Origin of the sequence: Pseudomonas sp. QL9 (assembly GCF_041409665.1) — a bacterium.
GTDB lineage: Bacteria > Pseudomonadota > Gammaproteobacteria > Pseudomonadales > Pseudomonadaceae > Pseudomonas > Pseudomonas knackmussii.
The window spans coordinates 5,046,208-5,058,750 of record NZ_CP166971.1; the positions used below are offsets into that span (position 1 = coordinate 5,046,208).

The window sequence follows — 12,543 nt, forward strand, 5'->3', positions numbered from 1 at the left end:
TACCTGGCCACATAGCTGGATGGCTACATGCCACAACTATCCTTAAGCGCCGGGAGGGGCGCATCGGCGGATACTCCTAGACGGGGTGGGAGTTTCTGACTATTCGGGAGGGGGAGTAGGGCGGGATGCTATGGAGGAGCCGCGCCATTTATTCCGTTTCTGAATGAGTGCCCCCGGCGCTCGGGGCTGCCCATGCTCGAAGTTGGCGCGAACGGTTGAAGGGGAGGCAGCCCAGTTGGCTGGTTGCGAATGCGCAGCGCTCGATTGGATCTGCAAAAAACAATGCGAGGGTGGTTTCCACACCACCCTCGCATCGATTCACGCGCTCGATGTTTCAGGCCGAGCCGAAGACTATGTCGCTGTTCTGCACGTCGACCCCGACCAGCGTAATGATCGTGTTCTGCCCGCCGGACTCGTGGACAGTCACGATGCTGTTGGCGCCGGAGTTGTCGATCGATTGGACGACGGCATTCTGGTCACCGTTGAGCACCAGGGTGTCGTGCTGGCCTGGGCCCGCATCGAAACCGGTGACCTGGTACTTGTTCTCGGCAACCGACAGATCGACGTTGAAGGAGTCCCGCACGCCGGTCGTACCGGCGAGTGTGAAGTCGAAGAGCGAGCCGGCCGCCTCGTTGGCCGCGAGGTTGGCGCTGAAGCTGCTCGTCGCCTGGTCACCGTCCTTGTCGGTTACCGTGGCGTTGAATGCCAGTTGGATATCGCTGGCGAGGCTCTCGGTCTCGTGGATGAACTCGATCGTCGGGATCTTGACCGCGCCCTTGCCCATCGTGAGCTGCACCGCGTCGATCTTGTGCGTGCCATCCCACTCGACGAGGAAGGACTGCTGTCCTCCGGACTCCGCATGCAGGTCACCGGCAAGCACTTTCTTCGGCGCGCCCGAAGTCGTGCCGTCTTCGTAGTAGATCGTGTAGTACAGCTCTTCCGTGGCGGGGTTGTACCCCTGCAGCGAGTTGTCGATGAAGACCTTCATGGCCGTCAGCAAGGTCTGCGGATTGACGACGAAGCTCTCGTCACCGGCATTGATGCCCGCCGTGTTGTTGCCCTCCAGGTTGTTGTTGGCGATGCCGATGCCGGATGTGCTGACGTTCATCGCCGCGGTGCCGATGTACGACGGCAGCGGGTTGGTCTGCAGTTGGGCTTCGGTCGGGTCGGACGCCCCGACGCCGACGCCGGTGAGGATGCTGTTCGGGCCGGTCTGCGGCGCCAGCGGGTCCGCGGCGAAGAAGACGACGCTTTCCGTGCCGATCGTCAGCGTGCGCACCGGGTCCGGGCCACCGGCATCGAGCGAGCCGTCGGCACTGCTGAGGACGAGCGTCGACTTGAAGCCTTCCACCAGGTCCAGGGCATAGGTGCCATCGGCATTGGCGGTCAGCGTGAAGTGGACGGTGGTGTTCGCCGTTGCGGCGTTGTTATCGAAGTCACCGGTCAAGGTTCCGGAGAAATGGTACGCGCCGTTGCCGTCCGGCGAGGGCGAGTCCTCGGTGAGCGTGCCGGTCCCGGTCGTGGTGGTGTTGTCGGGCCTGACGAGGGTGAACTGGTTGTTCACCAGCGAGATATCCAGGCCGGCGGCACCCAGGCCGTCGGCTCCAGCCGACATGCTCCAGAAACCGATCTGCGGAAGGATGCTGCCGGTCCCGACCAGGTTGCAGAATCCGAGCGCCGGGCCGTCATCCTTGAAGATCAGGTTCTGGCCGATGTTGAGGGTGGCTTGGGCGCTGTCGCCGTCCTTGTCGGTGACTGTCGCCGTCAGGGTGACCAGGTTGTCCGCGCTCAGGGTCTTCGAGTCGTCGGGGTTGGTCGCGTCGGGGTGCATGATGGCGCGCAGCTGGTCGAGGGTGACATCACCGTTGGCGGCCACGCTGACGGTGAACACCAACAGGTGGGTGGTGGCGGTGCGGCCTTCGACCACGCCGCCGTTGACCGACAGGTTGACCGCCTCGCCCGTGGCCGAGTCGACCAGTCCGGAGGCGCCTGCGATCACGCCCAGGGCATAGGTCAGGGTGCCGGCGCCGTCAGCGCCGTAGCCCGAGCTGAAGTTGGCCGCGAAGTTCTGCGTGGCGTCGGTCGTCAGGTCGGTTTCGTCGACCGTCAGCGTCGGTTCGACGCCGGTGGTGCTGATGTGCGGGCCGTCATCCTTGAAGATCAGGTTCTGGCCGATGTTCAGCGTGGCCTGGGCCGTGTCGCCGTCCTTGTCGGTGATGGTCGCCGTCAGCGTCACCAGGTTGTCCGCACTCAGGGTCTTCGAGTCATCGGGGTTGGTCGCGTCGGGGTGCACGATGGCGCGGAGCTGGTCGAGGGTGACGTCACCGTTGGCAGCGACGCTGACGGTGAACACCAGCAGGTTGGTGGTAGCGGTACGGCCTTCGACTACGCCACCGTTGATGGACAGGTTCACTGCTTCGCCGGTGGCCGTATCGACCAGCCCGGACGCGCCCGTGACCACGCCCAAGGCATAGGTCAGTGTGCCGGCGCCGTCGGCGCCATAGCCGGAGCTGAAGTTGGCCGCGAAGTTCTGCGTGGCGTCGGTGGTCAGGTCGGTTTCGTCGACCGTCAGCGTGGGCTCGACGCCGGTGGTGCTGATGTGCGGGCCGTCGTCCTTGAAGATCAGGTTCTGGCCGATGTTCAGCGTGGCCTGGGCGGTATCGCCGTCCTTGTCGGTGATGGTCGCCGTCAGCGTCACCAGGTCATCCGAGGTGAGGGTCTTCGAATCATCGGGGTTGGTTGCGTCGGGGTGGACCACAGCGCGCAGCTGGTCGAGGGTGACATCGCCATTAGCGGCGACGCTGACGGTGAACACCAGCAGGTTGGTGGTGGCCGTGCGGCCTTCCACTACGCCGCCGTTGACCGACAGGTTGACCGCTTCGCCGGTTGCCGTATCTACCAGCCCCGAGGCTCCGGCGACCACGCCCAGGGCATAGGTCACGGTGCCAGCACCGTCGGCGCCATAGCCGGAGCTGAAGTTGGCCGCGAAGTTCTGCGTGGCGTCGGTGGCCAGGTTCGTCTCGTCCACCGTCAGCGTGGGTTCGACACCCGTAGTACTGATGTGCGGCCCGTCGTCTTCGAAGATCATCTTCGAGCCGATTTCGGCGGTCGTGGTAGAGACCTGGATCAGCTTGAAGCCACCGATGTCGAAGTCGGCGTGGTTATTGCCCTTGGCGTCGACTGCCGCGCCGTTCTCGACCAGCACGCGGTTGTGATCCGCCGTGGTGGTGTATTCGATCTTGTAGCCGGCCTTCACGCCGGTGATGGTTGCAACCCCGCCGGAAAAGGTGATGGCGATGCTGGGGTCGTTCACCGAGCCGTCCGAGTTCTCGATCACCAGCCCGGTGGCGTTGTTGATGACCCGGACATTGGTGATGGCAACCGACGCGTCATTCCCATATCCATCGATGAAATTCACGCCCGATTCAGCCGCAGTGCTGAATGCGCTGACCCTTACGACAGCGCTCTTGCCGCTCTGCAGCTGGACGACGTCGAAGCTGGCCGATTTCGCATTGAAGACGGCGGTGAAGTCGACGTTGGCCTCCACATCGGCTTCGTTCTGGTCGAGGTTGGGAATGGTCACATCCTGCCGGGCGCCGGTGACGAAGCTGAAACGGATGCCCTCCTGTTCCACGATCATCTGGTTGTTGGTGCCGAAGGTGGTCGGGCCACCCGCCTGGCTGGTGTTGATCGTGTCGCCAGTGTTGATGTTGACGCCGGTCGACTGGTTGGCCGGGTCCTTGCCGGTGGCGATGATGGCCGGATCGGTGATCCGCACGACACCGCCGACGGTTTCGGTGTGCGGCGTCCCGGTGGTGAACATCAGGAACAGGTTCTGCCCGGAGGGCGCGTTGGCCAGGCTGAACTGCAGGTCCTCACTGGCACCGACGAAGACCTTGTTCAGCAGGTTGACGGCATCGTCGGGGTTGCTGGCGTCCGGATGCTGCAGCGGCTGGTATTCGACGGTCCAGATCTTGCCGCCGGTGGGTGGCGATCCGGTTTCCTGGATGTAGGCGGCGAACACGATTGCGCCGCTAGAGCTTCCCGCACGGCCCAGGAGGATGTTGTTGTCGGAGGTATCCGTGTAGAGAAGGATGTGGGTGCCGTCGAGGGTCGTCAGCCCGCTGTCCAGGCCATTGAGTGGCGCGCCGAGGCTGTCGGTGAAGCTGATATCGGTAATGTTTCCCCCTGGCGCGGGGGTGAGGGTGAACGCATCGCTGCCCGTGTTGCCCACGGCACCGGTGTAGCCGCTCAAGGCCGCCCGTGCCGGGGTGCCTGCGCCAAGGCCGGTCAGGCGGCCGGAGAAGGCCGTGGGCAGGGAGGTCACCAGGATGTCGTTGTCGTTGGCATCTTCCGCGGGGCTTGGTGTCGCGGTGCTGTTCTGAAGTCCGGTCGTTTCGTCCAGCGAAACGTTCACACCGGTCGCCGTGACGATACTGCCGTTGTCCGTGAACGACGCGGTCGCCGTTACGTCGTCGGGACTGCCGAACGCACCGTCGGCGCCCGCAGTCGTCGCGCTGAGCAGGAAGGTCGCTCCGGCCGAGTCGTCGGGGTTCACGTACCACGAAGTGGTGACGCTGCCGTTGACCTTGCCGTCGAGATCGCCGGGCCCGCCGTCGGTCACGGACCAGGCTTCGTGCCCGGCGCCGCTGTTGTTGCCGAGCACATCGTCGGGCGTACCCCAGACGTTATCCGCGCCGGCGCCTACGGCGTGTTGCACCTTGAACTCCACCGTGCTGCCGGCGGCGATGCCGCTGGCGGTGAAGAGCGCGGTGCTACCGGGGGCGTAATCACTCTGGTCGGAGGAGACGCTTGGTGCGTACAGGGGGAAGTGACTGCTGGCGAGGAGGAGCCCCGTGTCGTCGCCCGTTCGGATCGCCTGGCAGAGGGGTAACAGATGGAACGCGGGGAAATTGACCAGGTGATGCGCGAGGTACAGGTGCTTCTTGTGATGCATATTCATGCTGCATTCCTCCCAGGCTATCCAGCCAAGGAGGCCGGATAGCGGACCTTTTTCTGCTACGTGGCATAACTATTGATACGTGCGGAAGCGATGCGCATCGGCCGATACTCCCAGGCAGGGTGGGAGTTTCAGCCTACTTCGCAGGGGGAGGGGCGGTATCCGGGTAGCGAGCGCCACCGGTTATCGCGTTTGCGCATGAGGACAAGGCGGGGGCGCCCGCGCATCGAGCTGACGTTGCGCCAGCTCGGGTGGATTTTCGTTTTCTTTCCTTTATTAGGCAGCTTTCGCGAGTGGGCGGGCCCACTACCGCTTAGTGCTTGGGGGTGTCTTCGGGCAGGGCCAGCAGCTGTTTCTCGGCGTTCCAGTCGAAGGCCTCGCCGTTCTCCTCGGCGGCGAAGCGGCGCTCGTCGAGTTGCTGGTACATGTCGATTTCTTCGTCGGGCATGAAGTGCAGGCAGTCGCCGCCGAAGAACCACAGGAGGTCGCGCGGCACCAGGTGGGCGATCTGCGGGTAGCGGTGGAAGGTCTGGCTGATCAGGTCCTGGCCGAGGTACTGGGCGCCGACCGGGTCGCGCGGCAGTTCCACCAGCAGTTCGTCGAAGCGCTCGAGGAACAGGCCGTGGTTCTCTTCCGGGACCTGCTCGGCTTCGCCCAGGGCGCCGAGGATCATGCGCAGGTGCTGCAGCAAAGCAAGGTGGTGGTCGAGGTTGGTGCTGGCCATGGAGAAGTCCTCTGCGGTTACGACAAAACGGGCGCGGAGTATATAGGGTTTCGCCGTGCGCGCCGTTGTCTGCCGTTCAACGGACGGGTTGCGACTGGATCTGCCGGCGCCGGTTGTCGATGTTCCGTTGTTGCAGGTCGAGCTGCTGCTGTTGTTGCTGCAGGCGGTATTGCTGGAGGTCGCTCTGCTGGCGCTGGATGCTCTGGTCCATCAGGCGCTGCTGCTGGCGTTGGCGGTCGAGTTGCTGCTGCTTCATCTGCAGGCGCTGGTCTTCGTACTGCAGGCGCTGGTCCTGCTGTTGCAGACGGCGTTGCTGGGCCTGGCGCTCCAGCTCCTGGGTCTGCCGCTGCTGCGGGTCGAGATCGATGATCGGCGGCGCCGGCGGGTGCTGACGGGTGGGATAGAGCCAGGAGTCGGCCTGCGCAGACGAAACCAGTGACAGCAGGCCGAAAGCGAATAGGAAGGCGGTGCGCATGGATGCTCTCCCGCAGAATGACTCCGTTGAGTGTGCACCCGTTCGCAGCTGCGCGCGTAATCGCGGACGAAGCGCCGCGCGAAAACGCCAAGGGCGCCGCGTGGGCGCCCTTGGCGTTGGTGCTCCCTTCTTGGGGTAGGGGAAGGGTCTGCGGAATCAGACCGGGCCGGGCCGGCCGAGTTCCTCCTTGGCGAAGTCGTCGACATCGATCACCTGGCGCCGCAACCGCTCGGCTTCCTGCAGCTGCTGGCCCTGTTCTTCGTCGATTACGCCCGCGGCCATTGCGGCGGTGATCGGCGACTCGCCGGCGGCCGGTTTGATGCGACCGTCCTTGAGCGCCTTGTGCAGCTGTTTATGCAGCGGCGCCGTCTCGCGCAGGGCGAGGAGCGCGCGCTCCAGGTCGACCAGCGGTTCCCCGTCGGCTTGCGGCAGGAAGGTGCCGAAGAGAATCGCCTGCAGGCTCGGATCGTCCAGCGAGCGTCCGAGGATGCCGGCGACTTCGGCGTCCAGCGCATCGCTCGGTCCCTTGTGGCGACGCCCGAGCGGGAACGCCAGGAGCTTCAGCAGGCAGGCGACGAGGCGGTTGGGGAAGTTCTCCAGCAGCGCCGCCAGCGCCTCTTCGGTTTTCGCCAGGTTCTCTTCCATCGCCCAGCGCAGCAGGGGTTGCAGGTGTTCGGCGTGGTTCAGGTCGTGGTAGCGCTTGAGTGCCGCCGAGCCCAGGTAGAGGTGGCTGAGTGCATCGCCCAGGCGTGCGGAGAGGCGTTCGCGGCGTTTCAGTTCACCGCCCAGCAGCATCATGCTGAAGTCGGCGAGCATGGCGAAGCTCGCCGCCAGGCGGTTCACCGCGCGGAAGTAGGGGCGTGCGACTCGGTCGCCGGGGACGTGATCGAAGCTGCCCAGACCAAGGCCGAGCAGCAGGCTGCTGGCGGCGTTGCCGACGGCGAAGCCGATGTGCCTGAGCAGCAGGCGGTCGAACTCGCGGGCGGCGAGATCCTGGTCCTCGCGTTGCGCCAGGGCCATTTCCCGGAGCACGTACGGATGGCAGCGGATGGCGCCCTGGCCGAAGATCATCAGGTTGCGCGAAAGGATGTTGGCGCCTTCCACGGTTATGAAGATGGGCGCGGTCTGCCAGGCGCGGCCCAGGTAGTTGCGCGGGCCGAGGATGATGCCCTTGCCGCCGTGGATGTCCATGGCGTGCTTCAGGCAGTCGCGGCCGCGCTCGGTGAGGTGGTACTTGAGTATCGCCGAGAGCACCGAGGGCTTTTCGCCCAGGTCCACCGCGTGGGCGGTGAGGATGCGCGCGCTGTCCATCATCCAGGCGTTGCCGCCGATGCGCGCCAGGGCCTCCTGGATGCCTTCAAAGGCGCCGATGGGCACGTTGAACTGCTCGCGGATCTGCGCGTAGCGGCCGCTGCTGTAGCTGCAGGCCTTGGCTGCTGCGACGCCGACCGCCGGCAGCGAGATGGAACGGCCGACCGACAGGCAGTTCATCAGCATCATCCAGCCTTTGCCGATCATGTCCTGGCCGCCGATGATGCTGTCCAGCGGCACGAAGACGTCCTTGCCGGAATTGGGTCCGTTCATGAAGGCCGCGCCGAGCGGCACATGGCGCCGGCCGATCTCGACGCCGGGGGTGTCGGTGGGGACCAGCGCCAGGGTGATGCCGAGGTCTTCCTCGTCGCCCAGCAGATGGTCCGGGTCATGGCATTTGAAGGCCAGGCCGAGCAGGGTGGCCACCGGGCCGAGGGTGATGTAGCGCTTCTCCCAGGTCAGGCGCAGGCCGAGGACTTCCTCGCCCTGCCACTGGCCGCGGCAGACGATGCCGATGTCGGTCATGCCGCCGGCGTCGGAGCCGGCCTGCGGGCTGGTCAGGGCGAAGCAGGGGATTTCCTCGCCACGCGCCAGGCGCGGCAGGTGGCGCTGGCGTTGCTCGTCGGTGCCGTAATGCAGCAGCAGTTCGGCGGGCCCCAGGGAGTTGGGCACCATCACGGTGGACGCCAGGTCGCCGCTGCGGCTGGCCAGCTTCATTACGACCTGTGAGTGAGCGAAGGCGGAGAAGCCCTTGCCGCCGTATTCCTTCGGCACGATCAGGCCGAAGAAGCCCTGCTCCTTGATGAACGCCCAGGCCTCGGCGGGCAGGTCCATGCGCCGGGATACGTCCCAGTCGTTGACCATGGCGCAGAGCTGCTCGGTGGGACCGTCGATGAAGGCCTGCTCTTCGTCGGTCAGCTGCGGCGCCGGACAGCCGAGCAGCTTGCTCCAGTCCGGGCGGCCGCTGAACAGGTCGCCGTCCCACCAGACGGTGCCGGCTTCGATGGCCTCGCGCTCGGTTTCGGACATCGGCGGCAGCACGCGCTTGAACCAGGCGAACAGCGGGCCGCTGAACCACTGGCGGCGCGCGTCGGGCAGCAGCAGGGTGGCTACCACTACGACCCACGGCAGCCAGAGCAGCAGCATCCAGGCATGGGCGTGGCTGAACAGGCCCATGAAGATCAGGTAGGCGGCCACCAGGCCCAGCGCTGGGGCGGGCGAGACCCGGCGATGGATCAGCCAGGCGACGCCGAGGATGAGTACGATCAGCCAGAGCAACAGCATGCGGTTTCCTCCATGAGAGACGGCAGAGCGGTCACCAGAGCTTAGCCGGGCATGGCGGCTACCTCGGTGAGCTTGGCCGGATCGTCGTGCCGCGGGCGGCGGCAGCCTGGATAGACTGGCTCGATAGCCTCAGGGAGAGCAGTCATGCAGGAATACCTCGAACCCGGCCAATACCTGGATAGCGACCACCCGGCGGTGATCGAGTTCGCCGAACGCCATCGCGGCGCCTCCACCGATCCGCGCGAGCAGGCCGTGTCGCTGTACTACGCGGTGCGCGATGGCATCCGTTACAACCCCTACGTGTTCAGCCTCGATCCGCAAACCCTCAAGGCCAGTCACGCGCTGCAGACGGGGCAGACCTATTGCGTGCCCAAGGCCGCGCTGCTGGCGGCCTGCGCCCGGCACTGCGGGATTCCCGCGCGCATCGGCCTGGCCGACGTGAAGAACCACCTGGCCAGCGGGCGCATGGTGGAGATGTTGCGCAGCGACATGTTCGCCATGCACGGCTACACCGAGTTGTTCCTCGACGGTCGCTGGGTCAAGGCGACTCCGGCCTTCAACCTTGCACTGTGCGAGGCGTTCGGTGTGCAGCCGCTGGCGTTCGACGGGCGCGAGGACAGCGTCTTCCACGAATTCGACGGCGACGGCCGGCGGCACATGGAGTACCTGCGCGAGCACGGCGTTTTCGCCGATGTTCCCGAGGCGCTGTTCTTCGATCACCTGCGCCTGTGCTACCCGCACCTGTTCGAGGTCGGCGCCACGCCGCTCAGTGGCGACATGCAGGCCGAAGCGCCGAAGCATGAAGGCCATCGATAGTCATCATCAGTTTGCGCGCCTTTCTTCTTGCTGCGCCGCCCGGTAGGGTGCACGCATCCATCGGCCGCCCTGCCGCGGCCGCTCTCCGCCGTATATAAGAAGAGGCTGAACGCCATGCTGAAGATCTGGGGCCGGAAGAACTCGTCCAACGTGCGCAAGGCGCTCTGGTGCGCCGAGGAAACCGGCGTTGCATACGAACGTATCGATGCCGGCGGCGCCTTCGGCGTGGTGAACGAGCCGGCCTATCGCGCGCTCAATCCCAACGGCGTGGTGCCGACCCTGGAAGACGACGGCTTCGTGCTCTGGGAGTCCAACGCCATCGTCCGCTACCTGGCGGCCAAGTATGCGCCGGGCAGCCTCTATCCCGATGACTTGCAGCAGCGCGCCAGTGCCGACAAGTGGATGGATTGGGTCTCCTCGACCCTGGCCGGCCCCTTCCGTACCGTGTTCTGGGGCACCCTGCGCACGCCGCCGGAACAGCGCGACGAGGCCGCCATCGCCGCCGCCATCGACGTCTGCGCCAAGGCACTGGCCGTGCCGGAGCAGGCGCTGGCCAGCCAGCCTTACCTTTCCGGTGCGCAATTCGGTATGGGCGACATTCCGCTGGGCTGCTTCATCTACGCTTGGTTCGAGATGCCCATCGAGCGTCCCGCGTTGCCGCACCTCGAAGCCTGGTATGCCCGCCTGCGCGAGCGCCCGGCCTACCGGCGCGCGGTGATGACCGAATTGACTTGAGTCGTCCGCGGCGCCGGAAGTTGTTGCATTTGCCGGCCCGGACCCTTATCTAGCTGTTCCATTTTCTGCGCTGCCCAGCCACGGGAAATTCCATGAGTTCCGCGCTTACCATCCGTCAATTGACGAAGACCTACGGCAACGGTTTCCAGGCCCTCAAGGGCATCGATCTGGACGTCGCCGAAGGTGACTTCTTCGCTCTGCTCGGCCCCAATGGCGCCGGCAAGTCCACTACCATCGGCATCCTCTCGACCCTGGTGAACAAGACCAGCGGCACGGTGAACGTGTTCGGCCACGACCTCGACCGCGAACCGCTGAAGGTCAAGCGTTGCCTGGGCGTGGTGCCGCAGGAGTTCAACTTCAACCAGTTCGAGAAGGTCTTCGACATAGTCGTGACCCAGGCCGGCTACTACGGCATTCCGGCGAAGATCGCCCGCGAACGCGCGGAGAAGTACCTGAACCAGCTCGGCCTGTGGGACAAGCACAACTCGCCGTCGCGCGAGCTGTCCGGCGGCATGAAGCGGCGGCTGATGATCGCCCGCGCGCTGATCCACGAACCGCGCCTGTTGATCCTCGACGAGCCCACTGCCGGGGTGGATATCGAACTGCGCCGCTCGATGTGGAACTTCCTCACCGAGCTGAACCAGCAGGGCATCAGCATCATCCTCACCACGCACTACCTGGAGGAGGCCGAGCAGCTCTGCCGGAACATCGCGATCATCGACCACGGCACCATCGTCGAGAACACCAGCATGCGCAAGCTGCTCACCCAGCTGCACGTGGAGACCTTCGTCCTCGACCTCAAGGGTGCGCAGGCGGCGGTGCCGCAACTGCCGGGCTATCCGGCGCGGCTGCTGGACGACCACACCCTGGAAGTGCAGGTGGACAAGGCGGCCGGCATCAACGGCCTGTTCGCTGCGCTCAGCGCGCAAGGCATCGAAGTACTGAGCCTGCGCAACAAGACCAATCGCCTTGAGGAGCTGTTCGTGTCGCTGGTCGAGAAGAACCTGTCGCAGGTGGCGGTATGAGCGAACTGCGCGCCAACCTGGTCGCCCTGCAGACCATCGTCCACCGCGAGGTCCGCCGCTTCGTGCGGATCTGGCCGCAGACCCTGCTGCCGCCGGCGATCACCATGGTTCTGTACTTCGTCATCTTCGGCAACCTGATCGGCCGGCAGATCGGCGGCATGGGCGGCTTCACCTACATGCAGTACATAGTGCCGGGGCTGATCATGATGTCGGTGATCACCAACTCCTACGGCAACGTGGTGTCGAGTTTCTTCGGCAGCAAGTTCCAGCGCAACATCGAGGAACTGCTGGTGTCGCCGGTGTCGCCGCACACCATCCTCACCGGCTACATCGTCGGCGGCGTGCTGCGCGGCCTGGCGGTGGGGCTGATCGTCACCGTGCTGTCGCTGTTCTTCACCGACCTGCAGGTCCATCACCTGGGCATCACCGTGCTGGTGGTGCTGCTGACCGCGACCATCTTCTCCATGGGCGGCTTCGTCAACGCGGTGTTCGCGCGCAATTTCGACGACATCTCGATCATCCCGACCTTCGTGCTGACGCCGCTGACCTACCTGGGCGGGGTGTTCTACTCCATCCACCTGCTGCCCGCGTTCTGGCAGACGGTGTCGCTGGCCAACCCCATCCTGCACATGGTCAACGCCTTCCGTTACGGCATTCTCGGTGTCTCCGACATCCAGATCGGCACCGCGCTGATCTTCATGCTGGTGGCGACCGTGGTGCTCTACGTGTTCTGCGTGCGCCTGCTGGTCAGCGGGCGTGGCATGCGCCAGTAAGGGCTCTCGCCCTGCGGGTCGACGAAGGCCCCGGTTCCCCAGTGGAGCCGGGGCCTTCGCGTTTCCGGGGTATGGGTTGCACCTTCGTTCTCTTTCGGTTGCCGGTCGCGACCTCGATGGACGGTCGATAGCGAGCCTTTGACGCTTGGAGGTTGCACCTTTTCGTCCGGAAAGGGGCTGATTTCGCTCCAGCCCTGCGCCGTCTGAGTCTGCGCCAAGTACGAAAATGCAACGGTGGCGCCCGGATTCAGAGTTTCCTGCAAGGAATTCAGAGTTTTTCGCAAGAATCCCTGGCCAACAGCCACTAGATTCCGCCTTCCTCTTTACACCGGGTTGCACCTTGAGCAACCATTCGGCGACTCGTGGCTGCAGGAACGGCTCGATGCGTTAGAATGCGCGCCTTTCGGTGGCGCTCATCCGCGTGCCGGAGAGGAATGCTG

The 12,543-nt window shown here is 65.0% G+C and carries 8 protein-coding genes; 4 read left to right on the top strand and 4 right to left on the bottom strand.

The window, feature by feature from the left end; all coding sequences use genetic code 11:
* Positions 1-334: 334 nt before the first annotated feature.
* The 4 genes from ACA097_RS23505 to ACA097_RS23520 all read right to left on the bottom strand — a co-directional run bounded on the left by ACA097_RS23505 (position 335) and on the right by ACA097_RS23520 (position 8,754).
* Complete coding sequence (locus ACA097_RS23505) at positions 335-4,963, bottom strand: DUF5801 repeats-in-toxin domain-containing protein (protein ID WP_371366341.1); 4,629 nt, start codon at positions 4,961-4,963, stop codon at positions 335-337.
* Positions 4,964-5,273: 310 nt separating this feature from the next.
* Positions 5,274-5,684 (bottom strand): PA2817 family protein, encoded by a 411-nt coding sequence (locus ACA097_RS23510; protein WP_371366343.1) that lies wholly within the window; start codon positions 5,682-5,684, stop codon positions 5,274-5,276.
* A 76-nt stretch (positions 5,685-5,760) separates the two neighbouring features.
* Entirely contained in the window at positions 5,761-6,159 is a 399-nt protein-coding gene (locus tag ACA097_RS23515) for a PA2816 family glutamine-rich protein (protein ID WP_043253360.1), read from the bottom strand.
* 156 nt (positions 6,160-6,315) lie between these two features.
* The gene (locus ACA097_RS23520; protein WP_371366345.1) at positions 6,316-8,754 is read right to left on the bottom strand and encodes an acyl-CoA dehydrogenase; all 2,439 of its coding nucleotides are present in this window, start codon (positions 8,752-8,754) and stop codon (positions 6,316-6,318) included.
* A 144-nt stretch (positions 8,755-8,898) separates the two neighbouring features.
* Here ACA097_RS23520 and ACA097_RS23525 point away from each other — a divergent pair, with 144 nt between their 5' ends.
* The 4 genes from ACA097_RS23525 to ACA097_RS23540 all read left to right on the top strand — a co-directional run bounded on the left by ACA097_RS23525 (position 8,899) and on the right by ACA097_RS23540 (position 12,103).
* Complete coding sequence (locus ACA097_RS23525) at positions 8,899-9,570, top strand: transglutaminase family protein (RefSeq protein WP_371366347.1); 672 nt, start codon at positions 8,899-8,901, stop codon at positions 9,568-9,570.
* A gap of 114 nt (positions 9,571-9,684) precedes the next feature.
* The gene (locus ACA097_RS23530) at positions 9,685-10,305 is read left to right on the top strand and encodes a glutathione S-transferase family protein (RefSeq protein WP_160287632.1); all 621 of its coding nucleotides are present in this window, start codon (positions 9,685-9,687) and stop codon (positions 10,303-10,305) included.
* A gap of 92 nt (positions 10,306-10,397) precedes the next feature.
* A complete protein-coding gene (locus ACA097_RS23535) occupies positions 10,398-11,330 on the top strand; it encodes an ABC transporter ATP-binding protein (RefSeq protein WP_371366349.1) in 933 nt (310 codons plus the stop codon).
* Positions 11,327-12,103: an ABC transporter permease gene (locus tag ACA097_RS23540; protein ID WP_043253355.1), complete on the top strand. Its 777-nt coding sequence runs from the start codon at positions 11,327-11,329 to the stop codon at positions 12,101-12,103. The genes ACA097_RS23535 and ACA097_RS23540 overlap by 4 nt, the downstream gene beginning before the upstream one ends.
* Positions 12,104-12,543 lie beyond the last annotated feature (440 nt).